Consider the following 14,879-nt stretch of genomic DNA (forward strand, 5'->3'; position numbering starts at 1 on the left):
GCATTGGGACATGACTTCACCAGTACGTCCGCGCGCCCGACGGCGCGCACTTACCGGCACACTGGCCGCACTCGGCTGTCGGCTGTCATGATCATGGCAGATGGCGCCCTGTCTCCGGCGAGTGCCGCCACCTGGCCCACCGCGAACGGCAGCCAGGCGGTCTCCGCCACCATCTCGGTCTCCGGCACCAAGGACTACGGGATGAAGCGCCTCTACGGAACCGGTGACCTGGGCAGCGACAGCCAGGACGAGGACCAGGGGCCGATCCTGGAACTGGCGGCGGGCACCGTTCTGAAGAACGTCATCATCGGCTCTCCCGCCGCGGACGGCATTCACTGTCTGGGCAACTGCACGCTGCAGAACGTCTGGTGGGAGGACGTCGGTGAGGATGCGGCGACGTTCCTGGGCTCCTCGTCGTCCAACGTGTACACCGTCTCCGGCGGTGGCGCGAAGGAAGCCAGCGACAAGGTGTTCCAGTTCAACGGCGCCGGAACGCTGAACGTCTCGAACTTCGCGGTGCAGAACTTCGGCACCTTCGTCCGGTCGTGCGGCAACTGCAAGACGCAGTACAAGCGGACGATCAACCTCAACACGATCGAGTCGACCTACAAGGGAAGCCGGATCGTCGGCATCAACACCAACTACGGCGACAGCGCGACGCTGAAGGCCATCAAGATCGTCGGGGACACCAGCAAGAAGATCATCCCCTGTCAGAAGTACATCGGCAACAACACAGGTGCGGAGCCGGCCAAGAACGGCACCGGCCCCGACGGCACCTACTGCAAGTACGCATCCTCCGACATCACTTACAGCTGACGGTTCTTCCCCGGCGGCTGAACGAATCGGCCCCGCACGCCGGTTCGTTCAGCCGCATGCCGGTTTCGGATGCGGGCACCTCACCTTGCCTCACTCGTCGGCGCTGCCAAGTCCTCGTCCGTGAGCAGGCGGCGGTGGCGAGCCATCAACTCCCGGGCCCTGAGCAGTACTTCGTCGATTTGGGCGCGGGTGGGTTCCTTTCCGAGCGCCGCCGGCCTGTCGGCCAGGGTGTACCTCGATTCTCAGGCGGACGGCTTCTCGTCGAAGCTGGCGAAGTAGTTGGCGGCCATGTCCTCGTCGGCGTGGCCCTGGGCGGCGGCGCGCTCCAGCCGCTCCGCGCTGGCGACGGCCAGGTCGAGGCGCACACCGTGCCGCTCGCCGGCCTCGACGATCAGGCGAGCGTCCTTGGCTGCCGTGGCCACCGCGAACTGGGCCGGCGACAGCTGCTGGTTCAGCACGAGCTCCGCCTTGGCACGCAGATACGGCATGTCGAGCGGACCGCCCGCGATCGCGTCGAAGAAGCTCTGCGGGTCCACGCCGAGCGCGTGAGCCAGGGCAAGGACCTCGCCGCCGGCATTGGTGGACGCGATGACCCAGCTGTTGGCCACCAGCTTCAGCCTGGTCGCGCTGCCCGCCGCGCCGTCCTCGCCGGTCCACACCGTACGGGCGCCGACGGTGTCGAGGACCGGGGTCACGGCAGGTCGGTGCTCGCTCGGGCCGGCCGCCAGGACGAGCAGCTGCCCGGCCTCGGCGGGCCGACGGGTGCCGAGGACCGGGGCGTCGAAGAAGACCAGATCGTGCTCGCGGGCGAAGGCGGCCAGTTCGCCGATGCTGTCGATGCCCGCGGTGGTGGACTGCACCCAGGCCGTGCCCGGGCGCAGGGCATCGGAGGCCTGGTTCATGACATCCAGGGCGGCGGGACCGTCGTAGAGCATGGTCAGGACGACGTCGGCGCCCTGGACCGCCTCGGCGGGGGAGTCGGCGATGTGGGCGCCGTCGGCGGCCAGGGGTTCGGCCTTGGCGCGGGTCCGGTTCCAGGCCCGGACGGTGTGCCCGGCCCTGGCGAGATTGCGGGCCATCGCGGCCCCCATGATCCCGGTGCCCAGGACACACACGGTGCGTTCGTCGGTCATGGTGTCAACTTCCTGCGGTGCTCTGCCATCGGCCAGGGGCCACCGGGCGGCGCCAGGCATCATGGAAAGGATCTTCGCCGTGTACTGTCCGCGGTGCTCCTGGCTGCATCGTTGCCGTTCGCGCTCGGGACCGCCATTTGGCGACGCCCGCGACCATGGGTCTGTCGGCCGTAGAAAAGCCAATGGGGGAGCCCGACGCCTGCCATCGGCCCGCCGATGCGAGGGCAGGGCTACTCCCTGGGGATCTGCTGCTCGAACCAGACCACCTTGCCCGTGCTCAGCCTCGTCGCCCCCCAGCGCTGCGCGAGTTGATCGACCAGGAACAGGCCGCGACCGCCTTCGTCGCCCGGTGTGGCCCGCCGCATCCGGGGCACCTGGGGCGAGTCGTCGGTCACCTCGCAGCGGAGCACGTCGGTGCGGAGCAGTCGCAACGAGATGGGCCGTGAGGCGAACCGTACGGCGTTCGTCACGACCTCGCTGACCATGAGTTCCGTGGAGTCGAGCAACGATTCCAGGCCCCAGCGCCGCAGTGCCCTGCGGGTCAGGCGGCGTGCCCGCCCCGCGGTGAGCGGGTGGGGGTCCAGGAACCAGTATCCGACGCTGTCCGGGGGGAAGCCCTCGAACCGCGCCGTGAGCAGCGCGACGTCGTCGTCTCGGTCGCCCGGGGCCATGGTGCCCAACACCTGGTCGCAGAGCAGTTCGAGTGAGGGAGCGACGCGTCCGTGCAGGGTGGCCTGGAGATGGGCGCGCAGGGCCTCGACGCCTGTTCCCACGTCCGTGTCGCGGGACTCGACGAGCCCGTCGGTGTAGAGCAGAAGCGTCGCTCCGCTGGGCGCGGCCATCTCGACGGAATCGAAGACGACGCCCCCGACGCCGATCGGAGCGCCGGGAGGGACGCGCAGTACCTCCGCGTGGCCCTCCGCGTGCAGAAGGACCGCGGGCGGGTGGCCGGCGCTCGCCATGAGCAGCCGGTGCGATATCGGGTCGTAGATCGCGTACAGACACGTTGCGATGTGGTCGCTGCCCAGGCGCTGGGCCTGCTCGTCGAGGTGGTGCAGGACCTCGTCCGGAGGCAGGTCGAGTCCGGCGAGGGTCTGCACCGTGGTGCGCAACTGGCCCATGATCGCGGCGGACGTCATGGAATGCCCCATGACGTCGCCGACGACCAGCGCGATGCGGTTGCCGGACAGGGGGATCGCGTCGTACCAGTCGCCACCGACCTGGGCGGTCTTCGAGGCGGGCAGGTAACGGCTGGCCAACCGGACGCCGGTGGGCTCGGGCAGTGACGACGGGAGCATGGTGTGCTGCAACGTGTCCGCCACGGAGGCCTCGTGCCCGTACATCACCGCCTTTTGGACGCCGATGGCGGTGTGCGTCGCGAGCTGTGAGGCGACGAGCAGGTCGTCACCGGTGAAGGCGAGCCGGTCGGGCCGACGCAGGAGGACGACGGTGCCCATGACGTGGTGACGGCCGTGCAGCGGGGCGATGATCAGCCTGCGCCCGGGCGGCAGTGTCCCCGGCACACTCGCCACGGGCCCGAGCAACTCGGCCACTGCGGGCGCGACCCCCGGTGTGTCGCCGAACGCCGGACGCCCGGCGAGCAGCAGCTTCCTGAGTCGGCCGTTGCGGGCCGGATGCACGCGCTCGGCCACATCCGAACGCGGAGGAAGTCTCTTCAGCAGAGGCGTCCGAGACCGATCGGCGCGCGGTGTCTCCTCTGCGTTGTCGATGCTGTGCAGTTGCAGAACGACGGGTGGGGTCGACTTCTGGTCCCCGACGGGCAATGGATCGTGCAGATGGATGATGATCGCGTCCGCGAACGCGGGAACGGCTGACCGGCGCAATTCCCGGAGTGTCTCGTCCAGGTCCATCCCGCGGGCGATCCGCCGAGTCGCCACGTCGAGATACCGAAGCCGGTCGGTCTGCGGCCCGGTGCTGCCTCTCGCCGCGTCCTGCAGCGCGCGGCGGCTGGGCGGAGGGGAAGGCTGGGGGGTGCGGGTGACCCGCGAGTCCGTCGGCGTGACGGGTGTGACAGCCCCCAGCCCGCTCAGCGGGCCGTCGGCCCGTTGAGCGCCCTCGCTGGGGCCTTCGTGGGGGTTGTGGTGCTCCGTCACGCCTTTCGTTCCTTCAGTGGTGCCGCAGGTCGTCCGCGCCGGCTCGCGGGTTCTCAGTCCCGCCGCCTGCAGCAGAGGAAGAGCTGTTCCTCGGGCGGGACGTCGGCGACCGCCGGGGCGTAGGTGTAGGAGGTCTCCTTCACGATCTCGAAGCCTCCCGTCTCGATGACGTGGCGGAGGTCCTCCTGCAGGTAGCCGGAGACCCGGATCGTGTTCCCGAGGAACGGGATCGCGAAATCGTCCACATCCGCTTCCACCATCGAGAGGGCGAACAGGCCGCCGGGAACCAACAGATGGTGGATCGTTCGCAGTGCGAGGGGGATCTCTCCGCGCGGCAGCATCAGCAGAGAGAAGAAAGCCGTGACGGCGTCGAAGCGCCCCAGGTGGCGCGGGCCGTCCGGCCGCAGGTCGGCGAGGTCCAGCTGATGGAATGTCGCATCCGGGACGTACTCCCGGGCGAGTTTCACCATCCCGCCGGACAGGTCGACGCCCACGACCTCGAAGCCGGCGTCCGACAGCTGGCGCGCGGTCGGCACTCCGGTGCCACAGCCGAGGTCCAGCACGCGGGATCCTGCCCGGAGGGACTCGATGAGCCATTCGCCCGCGGAAAGCTGGCCCTCCTTGTGCGGGAAGGCCTCGTCGTAGCGGTCCCCGATGGCGTCGAAGGCCTCGGCCTGACCCGTGCGGTCGGGCCCTATGGTCTCGTAATCCGTCCCATAGTTACTGTCGGTCACGAAAGTTACCTTTCGTCGCGCATAGTGGATTGTCCCATAAGCGGATGAACAATGGTTCTGGCTGAATGTCGGCACCTCCACCACGCTGTCCCGCAGAGGCCGTGAGCATCAGGAAAGTAGCGGGTCGGCGTCTGGCGCGCCACGGCGGGTCCGTCGGGGCAGCCGTCCGGCCGTCCAATCCTCTCCGTGCCCGCGCAGGCCGGTACCCGCTGAGCATCAGGTGAATTGATTCCTGCCTTCGACCGATGGCCCCGGGAGCAGACGGTCTGGATTCGCACCCGCCGACTCGGTACGGTGCGCGCTGGGCACGCCGACGGACTTGTGTGATCGGAGCCATGGATGAGTAGCGTCGATGGGCCTGTTCTGGTGACCGGCGGCAGCGGATTCGTCGGCAGTCATCTGGTCCGGCAATTGCTGGAGCGCGGTTACTGTGTGCGCACCACGGTCCGGGCCCTGGCCAACCAGCCGAAGGTGGGGCCCCTTCGGGCCATGCAGCATCGATTCCCCGGTTCGTTGGAGCTGTTCGAAGCCGACCTGTTGAGGGAAGGGTCCTTCGACCGGGCGATGGACGGCTGCCGCGTCGTCTTCCATGTCGCCTCGCCGTTCCTCATGCCCGAGAAGATCAAAGACGGTCACAGGGACGTCGTCGAGCCGGCGCTGTCCGGTACCCGGAACGTCCTGGCCGGCATGGAACGAACACCCACGGTCGAAAGGCTCGTCTTCACCTCGACCGTCGGCGCCGTCTTCGGGGACTACGCCGACGTCCGGAACATGGCCGACCAAGTCCTGTCGGAAAGCTACTTCAACACCACCAGCACGGTGGAGAACAACCCGTATCACTATGCGAAGACAGTCGCGGAGCAGGCGGCATGGGAGGCGGAACGGGCGCAGGGCCGTTGGCGCATGATCGCCATCAACCCGGGCCTGGTGCTGGGCCCTTCGCTGACTCCCGCCTCCGACTCCGGGAGTCTGTTTCTCCTCGACGAACTGTTCAAGGGGTATTTCTTCTACGGGGCGCCCGACTTCAGTTTCACGGTCGCGGACGTCAGAGACGTCGCGAGCGCACACATCGCGGCGGCGGAGAATCCCGACGCACGTGGGCGCTATATCGTCGCGCAGGCGGAGATGGTGTCCTTCCTGGACATGTCGAGGGCCGTCCTGGAGAGATTCCCCCGGAATGTTCGGCTGCCCCGGCATGACCTCCCGCACTGGCCGGTAAGGATATTGGGACCGGCGTTCGGACTCACGCAGGACTACATCCGCAAGCACCTCGGGATCAGATTCAGGGTGGACAACCGGAGAAGCGTCGAGGAACTGGGCGTCGCCTATCGGCCGATCGGAGAGACGCTCATCGATCACTACACGGCCTGGCGCCGGAACAGGCAGACGCCGCCGCGGCCCGGAGCTGCCCGGGAACGCACGACGGCCGGTTGACCGCGTGCCACTCAGTGGGTGTCATCGCCGCTCCACGCGTGGAGTTTGTCCGGGTTGAGTACGAGCCACAGGTTGCTGATCAAGCCCTCGTGCACGTCCATGGCGAGGACGGCGAGGGTGGTGCCGGTGAGGCGGACCGTCACGCCGGGGGTGCCGTTGACGTCGTCCTCCACGAGTTCCAGGTCGGGCTCCTTGCGCATGAGGCCGAGGACGAATCGGGCGACCTTGTCCCGGCCGACGACCGGACGCAGGGCCGCCCGCACCTTGCCGCCTCCGTCGCTGCGCGACTCGACGTCCGGATCCAGCAGGGCGACCAGCGCGTCGAGATCGCCGGTCTCGCACGCCTCACGGAACGCGGAGATCACCTGCCGGTGCTCCTGCGCCGTGCTGCTGCCCGGGCGCAGGTGGGCGAGGCGACGGCGGGCGGAGGAGGCGAGTCGGCGGCAGACCGCGGGGGTGCGGCCCACCGTCTCGGCCGAGGTTGAGCAGCCTGCGGCGCTCGGCCATGAGGGAGCCGAGGGTGGGGCCCTCGGCGGGGGTAGCCGGACAGGGCCGCCGCCGTCTCGGCGAGTGGGAAGCGGGCGCCGAGTTGTCCGTCCGGGCGGATGACGAAGCCGGTTGGACCGTCGGGGCGGTAGAGGCGGTCGAACTACCCGGCGGCGTCGCGGTATCCGAGGACGGCCGGCCCGTCGAGGGTGGTCGGTGCTGCCTCGTGGGCGAGGACGGCGACGGTCTGCAGGTCGGCCTTGGGGGCCGGGCCGTCGGAGATGCCCGGGCTGCCGTCGGACGTGAGCGGTGCCCCGGCAGCCTCAGCTGCCGCGGTGGCCTCCGCCAAGTCGGCGCTGTCGCTCGCGTACAACAGCAGCACGTGCCCGGTGCGGCCGCGCAGGATGCGAGCAGGCGCAGCGGATAGGTGGCGACGGCGGCGGTCAGGCCGGCGCAGTCGGGGGCCCGGTCGCCCGGCTGGGGCGCGTCGGCGGGCCCGTACGGGGGGCTGCCGGAGAGCGGGCTCCCCGGTACCCGACCAGCAGTTGGGCCTCGCGGAGCAGCACGGTGCGCGGGTCGTCGGGATCGGATTCCATGCCCTGGGTGGCATGGCGGACCGTGCGGCCGACGACCCCTTCGCCGACCGGGCGGCGCTCGGCGTCATAGCTTGTGAGCAGGGCCGGGCCCGCCTCCCCGCGGGCGGCGAGGGCGAGTTTCCAGGCCAGGTTGCAGGCGTCCTGGACGCCGGTGTTCATGCCCTGGGCGCCGGTGGGCGGGTGGATAACGCAGCCGTCACCAACTCCCGTAGGGGCCGTCGAGGAGCTGGAACACGGGCTGTTGGCGCACCGGGTCCTGGGCGGTGGCGAGTTGAACGCGGTCACCGCTGTGGATGGCGGCGGGCGGGCCCATGACCCTGCCCCGGACGGTGAACCCCTCGGTCATCTCGATGAGGGACACGTTGCGCGCCGCCGGGGTGTTGCGGTGGATCACGGTGGAATGGCGCACGACGCCCGTCCCCGCGCTCGCTTCCGTCCGCAGATCGCTGCCCGCGCAGACCGGACAGAGGAGGCGCTGGTACATCGCGGTGCCGCACCAGTGGCACCGCTGGAAGAGAAGGGTGTCCGCCTTGTGCTCCGCGGAGGCCGCGGCGAACACGTCAGGCGCGGCTGAGATCCCCGGATGAAGGGCGATTCCTGGGTGGTACACGATGTCATCTCCCTGCGCTCGGCCGGAATCTGAAGGTGCCCGGATCACCGTGCACGACCACAGAGTATGGCACTGAGTGCCACCGGTAAAGGCACTCGGTACCCTCAATCTGGTGCGAGCGCAGCTGTGATCAGTCCCGCCCGAGCGTGGACTCGATCTCCTGGACGACGCGCCACATCGGGGCGCCGCGCCGGGAGATGACGACGACCACGTCCTCCGGCGCCGCGTCGGGGGCGTCGAGGGGCGGGCTCCCGAAGGTGTCCCGCACATAACCGAGGGCGTGGTCCACCGCGGCGGTCGCGTCCCCCTGTCCGTCCGAGCGCAGCCAGGAGCGCAAGGCGTTGTTGTGCGCGGCGACCACGGCCGCGGTGATGACGTCGGCCTGCAGCGTGCCGTCGCGCCGGCCGGCGAAGCGCCCGCGCAGATACTCGGCGAGGGCACGCTCGTAACGCCAGACGACCGACAACTCATACGCGCGCAGGCCGGGGACCTTCTTGGTGAGGCGGTAGCGCTGGACGGAGAACGTCGGGTTCTCGGCGTACATGCGCAGTACGAGCCGGGCGGCGTCGCAGACCCGCTGCACCGGATCGTCCGCGTCGGCGCCGTCGCTCAGGAATGCCGTCATGTCGGTCAGGCAGCGCTCGTGGTCCGGAAAGACCACGTCCTCCTTGGAGGGGAAGTAGCGGAAGAACGACCGGCGGCCGACCCCGGCGAGCGCCACGATGTCGTCGACGGTGGTCTGCTCGTAGCCGCGCTCCAGGAAGAGCTGGAACGCCGCCGCGACCAGGGCGTCCCGCATGGGCGGCTTCACGGTCGTCGCGTCCGCGGGCTCGCGGCGCCGGGGTCCCTCGTTCATGGACGGGAAACTAGCATCGAAGCGGGCAGGATGGCACTCAGTGCGCATTAGGGAGGGAACTGAGTTCCTTTCCGGGTGTTGCGACGATGAGGGGCGCGAAGGGCGGGATCCGAGGGCGGCGAGGTGTGCGTGGGGGAGACCCGTGCGCCTCCGGTCCGAGCCGCGGCCGATGCCGCCGGATCCTCCGATTCCTCATGTGGCTGAAATGTGATCGCCCGTGAAGTCCTTGTGTATTCAACGAGGTTGACAGCCTCTTCACGGTGATCGACTATGTGGTCGCACTGTGGCCCATGTGACCAATGAGCCCAGTGTCTCTTCGACCACTCACCCCCGGTGCGGCCCCCGGCTGCTTCGTGCTGCCCGCTGCCGTCGACCGGGTCTCGCATCATCAAGATGGGATCTGCATGTCCATAGCGAGACGTGTCACCCTTCGCTGCCTGCTGGGGACGGGCGCGGCGGCGCTCGCCCTCTCCGCGGCCACGACCACCGCGTCGGCCACCGACAGGCCCGGTGGCGACGGATGGGACAAGGCTGCCGGCGGCTACGCGCCCGGGCAGGGCGCGGGTACGGCGACCGCGACCGATCGCTGCCAGTTCTCCCTGGACGGGACGAACTTCTACGACTCGGTCCGCGTCGACGACGAGAACCTCAGGCCCACCGACGACGGCAAGGTCCACATCAAGGTCCGCACCGCGAGCGAGGCCGACACCTGCACCGCTTCGCTGGCCGCGTACCGCACCCACGGCGCCACCTTCAAGACCTCCGGCGTCCAGGTGTTCCACGACTTCGACACCGTCACGGTCAAGCCGGGTGCCACCGACTCGCTGGACATCTCGGTGCCCGACGCCGGCTGCTTCGCGCAGATCGACCTCTACCGGGGCGCCGTCAAGTTCGACGGCAAATACGACGCCAATGACGGCTTCGAGCACGGTGATCTGCCCGCGGGCCCGGACCACGCGGTCATCAAGGACAAGCTGATCATGGCGTGGAACGGCGGCAAGAAGGACTGCACGACGCAGCCGACCACTCCGCAGACGCCGCCCGCCTCGACGCCTCCCGCGCAGACGCCCGGTACGCCGGCGGAGTCGACGCCCGCGACCCCGACGTCGCCCTCGGCGCCCGAGACCCCGTCGGCGTCCGAGTCGACCACGCCGCCGGCTCCCTCGCCCAACGGCGGCGAGTCGACCCCGCCCGGCGACCTCGCGGAGACCGGCGGTGGCAACTCCCTGCCGATCGCGGCCGGCGCCGTGGCGGTCCTCGCGGCGGGCACCGCGATCACCGTGGCCACCCGTCGTCGGCGCGCCGCGGGCGGCCGCTCCTGACGCCCCGCGTCATCGTCATCGGACCTCGATGACCTGTTGACGAGCCCCGGCACTCACCCGTGACTGAGTGCCGGGGCTCTTCCATGACGCAGACCGGTGGCGTCCATGACACAGGCCCTGGCGTGACGTCTCACAGCGTGCAGAGAGGGGGGTGGAGTGACGTGGCGGCGAGCGCTCAGTGTCCGTTGCAGCCCGCCGAGGGCACGTCAGCCGGAACCGGCCGTGTCTGGTGGGCTTGGAGGGCGACGCTCACCAGCGTCAGCAGCAGGTCGATGTCCGAGTCGACTTCGAGGTGAATGGTCACCCATCGCGAGCCCGGCACCATTCGGACCGCGGTCGCGCCCTTGAGGTGATCCTCGAAGCGCCGGATGGCCCGGTCCGTGAGGTGCAGGTCGACGTCGTGGTCCGTATGGAAGTGGACGATCTCGCCCTGGGCCGACGACAGCGCCCGGCCCGTGCCGCAGCTCGGCCGGACCTCCGCGAGGTCCGGCCAGTCCGCCAGTCGCGTCATGGCTCTCAAGGCCAACGTCATGCGCCCATCATGACCAGCTCACCCCCCGGCCACCAGCACTTGAGGAAGACGTAACCGGGCCGTAGCGCAGGAATGTCCGGATACGGACTCGAACTCCGAAGGTGCTCGGCGCCAGGCTCCCTGATCCACCGGGTCGGGCCAGGGTGACCTCGACCGGCAGTTTCTTGACGCCGTTGACGCAATTCCAGCGGGCGCGCCGGACCACGGCGGCAAGACGGATGTGGGCGTGGCGCGGGATCAACTCAGGCGTCACGCAAAGCCTTCCGGGGTCACGCCATCCAGAAGAAGACCGCGGTCATCCGCTTGTCCTCCATCGTGCTGCCGCAGTACTCGGTCGCACTGTGCATCAGGTTGGCGTTGTAGAGCAGCAGCCGGTTGTACCGGTGCGGTACGGCGATGTCCTCGATGAAAGAGTCCGGCGGGACGAAGCGCGTACCCAGTGCCTCGACCAGGTTGTTGTGCGGCGCGGCCACCACGTTGCCGCCCAGCCGTCCGCCAGGCAGGTTCTGCCGGTAGAAGCTGGTACCGCAGTTCTTGGGAACGTTCGGATTCAGGTAGAGCACCGCGGCGTAACGGCAGAGCGCGCGTGAGTCGGTGTGGGGGCGCGGCTCTCCTTCGTCCTTGCCGACCACCTGGATGCAGTTGTGGTTGAGGGTGGCGCCGGACGGCGTCGTCTGCTGCCACAGCTTCTGGGCACCGGTGGCCTTCTTCACCAGCCGCTCTACGCGCGTCAACTCCTCCGGCTCGAGCCCCGGCATCGTCCGCAGGCCGGGCCAGCTCTCCGAGGTGTACGGGTGGCCCTTGACCCAGTCGTCCTTGGCGACGCACCGCGCCCGCACGGCATCCACGTCGGGCAGCACATCGTCGAAGACCCAGTAGTCGCGATCGCGGGTGGGTTTGCGATAGGGGAGGACCGGGAGTGCCGGTGTTCTCTGAGGTTGTGGGGTCATGCGGCAGACGCTATAGACGCCTGTGTCAGCGATCTCCAGAGACTTGGTCAATCTTCCGTCAACTCGGCTTGTCCGCATGGTTGTCGACCTCTGGAGGATCGCCGCGACTCGCGGTCCATTTCTCTCTTGGTAATGAGATCCATTTTCATATAGCGTGGGACCTGCCAGCTCGCCCATCCAGGAGATCCCCATGGCCGTCCCCAAGCGGAAGATGTCCCGCAGCAACACCCGTCACCGCCGCGCGCAGTGGAAGGCCGCGACGCCGCAGCTCGTGCCGGTCACCGTCGACGGCTCGTCGTACCTCGTCCCGCAGCGGCTGGCCAAGGCGTACGAGCGCGGTCTGCTGCGCCCGGAAGGCTGACGTGCGCGCCGCCTTCGCAGGAAAGGGCGGCAGCGGAAAGACCACGCTGCCGGCCCTCTCCTCCCGCCACCTGGCGCACTCCGGAGCGCCCCTCGTCGCCATCGACGGTGACATCAACCAGCATCTGGCCCAGGCCCTCGGCCTCGGCGACGACGCACGCTTCACCGCGCCGCCCCTCGGCGCACGCCTCGGCGAGATCAAGGACCATCATGAACTGCCACCGGGTCGCGGCCTTCCGTCCCGAAGCCCACGGCGGAGACACTCACACCCGGTTCACCTCGCCGTGCTCGCAGATCCTCAACCAGTCGCCCGAGTTCCGCGACTGCTGACGTCGTGAGCCACCGGTTCGTCGCGGCGTGCGTCAGACCGGCGGCTCCGTGAGGGACTGCTCGGCCCAGATGATCTTTCCCTCGGGGGTGTACCGGGTGCCCCAGCGCTGGGTGAACTGGGAGATCAGGAACAGCCCGCGGCCGCCCTCGTCGGTCGTCTTCGGATGGCGCAGGTGTGGGGCGGTGGCGCCGCCGTCGAACACCTCGCAGATCAGGGAGTGTTCGGTGATCAGCCGCAAGCGGATCGGGCCGGCGGCGTGCCGGATGGCATTGGTGACGAGTTCGCTCACGACCAGTTCGGTGGTGAACGCCAGCTCGTCCAGGCCCCAGACGCTCAGCTGCTGGGTCGCCACCTTCCGTGCCTCGGCGACGACCGCCGGGTCGATGCGCAAGTCCCAGGTCGCGACCTGCTCGGCCCCCAGTCGCCGGGTGCGCGCCATCAACAGCGCCACGTCGTCGTAGGGACGCGTCGGCACGAGATCGTCCACGATGGTGCGGCACAGTCCGTCCAACGGCTGCCCGCGCGCCTCCAGCGCGCGGCGCAGCCGCTCCCGGCCCGCCGCCGGATCCCGCCGCGTCCGGGGTGTGGCGATGAGCCCGTCGGTGTGCAGCGCGAGCACGCTGCCCTCCGCCAGTGACAACTCGACCGATTCGAAGGGCAGTCCGCCCACGCCGAGCGCGGGACCGTCGGGGAGTTCGGTGAATGTGACGGTGCCGTCGGGGGTGACGATCGCGGGCGCGGGATGGCCCGCACTCGCCATGGAGCACTGCCCGCTCACCGGGTCGTACACCACGTACAGACAGCTCGCGCCCACCGCCTGCATACCGCTCGTGCGAGTGTCGGCGCCAGAGCCCTCCTCCCGGGCGGCGCGGCTGACCAGGTCGTCGAGGTGGGCGAGCACCTCCTCCGGGGTCAGATCCAGGTCGGCGAGGGTCTGCACGGCGGCCCGCAGCCGTCCCATCGCGGCCGCTCCGTCGATGCCGTGCCCCGCGACCTCGCCCACCACCAGGGCCACCCGGGCCCCGGACAGCGGAATGACGTCGAACCAGTCCCCGGCGAGCCCCGTCAGCTCGTCTGCGGGCCGGTAGCAGGCGGCGACCTCCACCGCTTCCTGCTCGGGGAAGAGGTGGGGGAGCAGATTGCGCTGCAGGACGAGGGCCGCGTCACGCTCGCGGGTGTAGCGGCGGGCGTTGTCGAGGCACAGGGCCGCCCGGCCGACGAACTCCTCGGCGAGGCCCAGATCGTCCTCGTCGAACGGGTCCTGGCGGCCGCGCCGGAAGAACGTGGTGATGCCCAGCGTGCCGCCGCGGGCACGGACGGGCACGATCATCACGCTGTGCAGCCCGAGGTCGAGGAAGGTGGCGGCCCGACCGTCGGGACGACCCGTGGCCCACTCCATGGCGAGCGGGTCGAGCCGCTCCTCGCGCCAGGACCGGCCGTCGAACAGGCACCGGATCGGGGGAGACCCGGCTCGGTAGGTCGCCACTTCGCCGATCTCGACGGCGGTTTCGGGGACTCCGCGTTGTACCGACTGGTGTCCGGCGCGCCGCAGTGGCACCGCGTCCGTGTCCTGACCCGGACCGGGTGTCTCCGCTCCCTTGAGTACGGACTCCAGCAGGTCCACGGCGACGAAGTCGGCCAGCCCCGGCACCGCGACGTCGGCGAGTTCCTGCGCGGTCTGCAGGACATCCAGGCTGCGGCCGATGTGCTGACCGGCCCGGTCCAGCAGGGCGAGCCGCCGGCGGGCACGGAAGCGCTCACTGACGTCGACGACGGTGTAGTAGACGCCGATCGGGTGGCCGTGGTCGTCCTCCAGCCGGACGAACGACATGGAGTGGGCCGTCTCGCGGTGCGGCGCGGACTGGACGCGGCCCACGTGCTCGTACGAGACCACCGGCTCGCCGCTCTCCAGCACCCGGCGCATCTGCGCTTCGAGCCGCTCGGCGTCCAGGCCGGGCTGCACATCGGCGAGCCGTCGTCCCAGCCGCCGCTGCGGCGGGCCCCCGCCGAACTGCTCCAGGGCGGCGTTCGACCACACGTACCGCAGGTCCGTGTCCACGATCGCGATGCCCACCGGCGAGCGCGCGGTCATCTGCTCCAGCGCGGAGCGGTTCAGGTCCCAGCCGGGGCCGCCGGCCAGATCCGCGAGCAGCACCACCCAGTGCGCGGGGCCGCCGCTGCGCTGCACCGGAATGACCCGCACCATCGAGAGGACCGGGTGCCCGTCCCGGTGGCGCGCGGACAGGAGTCCGGACCAGCCGCTGTCTTCGTGGCACCGCTCGATCAGGGCGGGGATCCTCGCCGCGTCCTCGGGGACCAGCAGATCGGCCGCGGGCCGTCCCAGCACCTCGGCGGCCGGATATCCCAGCAGCCGCTCGGCGTCCGCGGTCCAGCTGGTCACCGCCATCCGGGCATCGAGCAGCAGTGGCGCGGCGTCCGCCATGTCGAAGCGCTGACGGGCCAGCACGTCTCGTTCCTCGCTCGCACCCACTGCGACCCTCTCCGCTCCCCGAAGGTGGTCTTACCCCCTCATGCCCATTCTTCACGTTGCAGGGCCGGAGTGTGGGTTGTCCGGTCTTGTCTGATCGTATTGATCGAAGACGAT

14 protein-coding genes and 4 pseudogenes are annotated in these 14,879 nt (G+C 69.7%); 6 read left to right on the top strand and 12 right to left on the bottom strand.

Annotated elements, in window-relative coordinates; all coding sequences use genetic code 11:
• Positions 1–10: 10 nt before the first annotated feature.
• Positions 11–816, top strand: a pseudogene (locus ACZ4RZ_RS19800) (pectate lyase).
• 242 nt (positions 817–1,058) lie between these two features.
• On the opposite strand, the gene ACZ4RZ_RS19805 reads toward ACZ4RZ_RS19800, so the two are convergent.
• The 3 genes from ACZ4RZ_RS19805 to ACZ4RZ_RS19815 form a co-directional block, all read right to left on the bottom strand.
• Positions 1,059–1,949: an NAD(P)-dependent oxidoreductase gene (locus ACZ4RZ_RS19805; RefSeq protein WP_467746177.1), complete on the bottom strand. Its 891-nt coding sequence runs from the start codon at positions 1,947–1,949 to the stop codon at positions 1,059–1,061.
• A gap of 230 nt (positions 1,950–2,179) precedes the next feature.
• Positions 2,180–4,063, bottom strand: coding sequence for a SpoIIE family protein phosphatase (locus ACZ4RZ_RS19810; RefSeq protein WP_467746179.1), 1,884 nt, complete (start codon positions 4,061–4,063; stop codon positions 2,180–2,182).
• A 53-nt stretch (positions 4,064–4,116) separates the two neighbouring features.
• A complete protein-coding gene (locus ACZ4RZ_RS19815; protein WP_467746181.1) occupies positions 4,117–4,797 on the bottom strand; it encodes a class I SAM-dependent DNA methyltransferase in 681 nt (226 codons plus the stop codon).
• A 339-nt stretch (positions 4,798–5,136) separates the two neighbouring features.
• On the opposite strand from ACZ4RZ_RS19815, the gene ACZ4RZ_RS19820 reads away from it, so the two are divergent.
• Positions 5,137–6,231, top strand: a complete 1,095-nt coding sequence (locus ACZ4RZ_RS19820; protein ID WP_467746182.1) for an NAD-dependent epimerase/dehydratase family protein — start codon at positions 5,137–5,139, stop codon at positions 6,229–6,231.
• Between the two features lie 11 nt (positions 6,232–6,242).
• On the opposite strand, the gene ACZ4RZ_RS19825 is transcribed toward ACZ4RZ_RS19820, so the two are convergent.
• From ACZ4RZ_RS19825 to ACZ4RZ_RS19845, 5 genes are all read right to left on the bottom strand, one after another.
• The gene (locus ACZ4RZ_RS19825) at positions 6,243–6,698 is read right to left on the bottom strand and encodes a nuclear transport factor 2 family protein (RefSeq protein WP_467746184.1); all 456 of its coding nucleotides are present in this window, start codon (positions 6,696–6,698) and stop codon (positions 6,243–6,245) included.
• Between the two features lie 182 nt (positions 6,699–6,880).
• A complete protein-coding gene (locus ACZ4RZ_RS19830) occupies positions 6,881–7,099 on the bottom strand; it encodes a hypothetical protein (protein WP_467746186.1) in 219 nt (72 codons plus the stop codon).
• 61 nt (positions 7,100–7,160) lie between these two features.
• Positions 7,161–7,472 (bottom strand): FAD-dependent monooxygenase, encoded by a 312-nt coding sequence (locus ACZ4RZ_RS19835; RefSeq protein WP_467746187.1) that lies wholly within the window; start codon positions 7,470–7,472, stop codon positions 7,161–7,163.
• Positions 7,473–7,509: 37 nt separating this feature from the next.
• On the bottom strand, positions 7,510–7,890 hold the full coding sequence (locus ACZ4RZ_RS19840) for a Zn-ribbon domain-containing OB-fold protein (RefSeq protein ID WP_467746476.1): 381 nt from the start codon (positions 7,888–7,890) through the stop codon (positions 7,510–7,512).
• Between the two features lie 163 nt (positions 7,891–8,053).
• Entirely contained in the window at positions 8,054–8,722 is a 669-nt protein-coding gene (locus tag ACZ4RZ_RS19845; RefSeq protein ID WP_467746478.1) for a TetR family transcriptional regulator, read from the bottom strand.
• Positions 8,723–9,183: 461 nt separating this feature from the next.
• Between ACZ4RZ_RS19845 and ACZ4RZ_RS19850 the strand changes: the two genes are divergently transcribed.
• Complete coding sequence (locus ACZ4RZ_RS19850) at positions 9,184–10,101, top strand: hypothetical protein (RefSeq protein ID WP_467746189.1); 918 nt, start codon at positions 9,184–9,186, stop codon at positions 10,099–10,101.
• Positions 10,102–10,276: 175 nt separating this feature from the next.
• Here ACZ4RZ_RS19850 and ACZ4RZ_RS19855 read toward each other — a convergent pair whose 3' ends face one another.
• From ACZ4RZ_RS19855 to ACZ4RZ_RS19865, 3 genes and pseudogenes are all read right to left on the bottom strand, one after another.
• Positions 10,277–10,633 (bottom strand): luciferase domain-containing protein, encoded by a 357-nt coding sequence (locus tag ACZ4RZ_RS19855; RefSeq protein ID WP_467746191.1) that lies wholly within the window; start codon positions 10,631–10,633, stop codon positions 10,277–10,279.
• Between the two features lie 136 nt (positions 10,634–10,769).
• A pseudogene (locus ACZ4RZ_RS19860) lies at positions 10,770–10,877 on the bottom strand (cytochrome); the annotation flags it as partial.
• 25 nt (positions 10,878–10,902) lie between these two features.
• Positions 10,903–11,583, bottom strand: coding sequence for a DUF6445 family protein (locus ACZ4RZ_RS19865; RefSeq protein WP_467746192.1), 681 nt, complete (start codon positions 11,581–11,583; stop codon positions 10,903–10,905).
• A gap of 190 nt (positions 11,584–11,773) precedes the next feature.
• On the opposite strand from ACZ4RZ_RS19865, the gene rpmF reads away from it, so the two are divergent.
• From rpmF to ACZ4RZ_RS19880, 3 genes and pseudogenes are all read left to right on the top strand, one after another.
• A complete protein-coding gene (rpmF, locus tag ACZ4RZ_RS19870; RefSeq protein WP_362021517.1) occupies positions 11,774–11,944 on the top strand; it encodes a 50S ribosomal protein L32 in 171 nt (56 codons plus the stop codon).
• Between the two features lies 1 nt (position 11,945).
• Positions 11,946–12,176 (top strand): annotated as a pseudogene (locus tag ACZ4RZ_RS19875) (adenylyl-sulfate kinase); the annotation flags it as partial.
• Positions 12,157–12,273: pseudogene (locus ACZ4RZ_RS19880) on the top strand (SCO5389 family protein); the annotation flags it as partial. The pseudogenes ACZ4RZ_RS19875 and ACZ4RZ_RS19880, both read left to right, overlap by 20 nt.
• Before the next feature lie 32 nt (positions 12,274–12,305).
• Here ACZ4RZ_RS19880 and ACZ4RZ_RS19885 read toward each other — a convergent pair.
• A complete protein-coding gene (locus ACZ4RZ_RS19885) occupies positions 12,306–14,765 on the bottom strand; it encodes a SpoIIE family protein phosphatase (RefSeq protein ID WP_467746194.1) in 2,460 nt (819 codons plus the stop codon).
• Positions 14,766–14,879 lie beyond the last annotated feature (114 nt).

This window comes from Streptomyces sp. NPDC027189, from assembly GCF_055566975.1.

Bases quoted from the DNA above. Each gene is read 5' to 3' on its own strand.
- ACZ4RZ_RS19845 (WP_467746478.1), bottom strand. From the start codon at position 8,722: ATGCGGGACGCCCTGGTCGCGGCGGCGTTCCAGCTCTTCCTGGAGCGC.
- ACZ4RZ_RS19865 (WP_467746192.1), bottom strand. From the start codon at position 11,583: ATGACCCCACAACCTCAGAGAACACCGGCACTCCCGGTCCTCCCCTAT.
- ACZ4RZ_RS19805 (WP_467746177.1), bottom strand. From the start codon at position 1,949: ATGACCGACGAACGCACCGTGTGTGTCCTGGGCACCGGGATCATGGGG.
- ACZ4RZ_RS19850 (WP_467746189.1), top strand. From the start codon at position 9,184: ATGTCCATAGCGAGACGTGTCACCCTTCGCTGCCTGCTGGGGACGGGC.
- ACZ4RZ_RS19855 (WP_467746191.1), bottom strand. From the start codon at position 10,633: ATGACGTTGGCCTTGAGAGCCATGACGCGACTGGCGGACTGGCCGGAC.
- ACZ4RZ_RS19820 (WP_467746182.1), top strand. From the start codon at position 5,137: ATGAGTAGCGTCGATGGGCCTGTTCTGGTGACCGGCGGCAGCGGATTC.
- rpmF (WP_362021517.1), top strand. From the start codon at position 11,774: ATGGCCGTCCCCAAGCGGAAGATGTCCCGCAGCAACACCCGTCACCGC.
- ACZ4RZ_RS19835 (WP_467746187.1), bottom strand. From the start codon at position 7,472: ATGAACACCGGCGTCCAGGACGCCTGCAACCTGGCCTGGAAACTCGCC.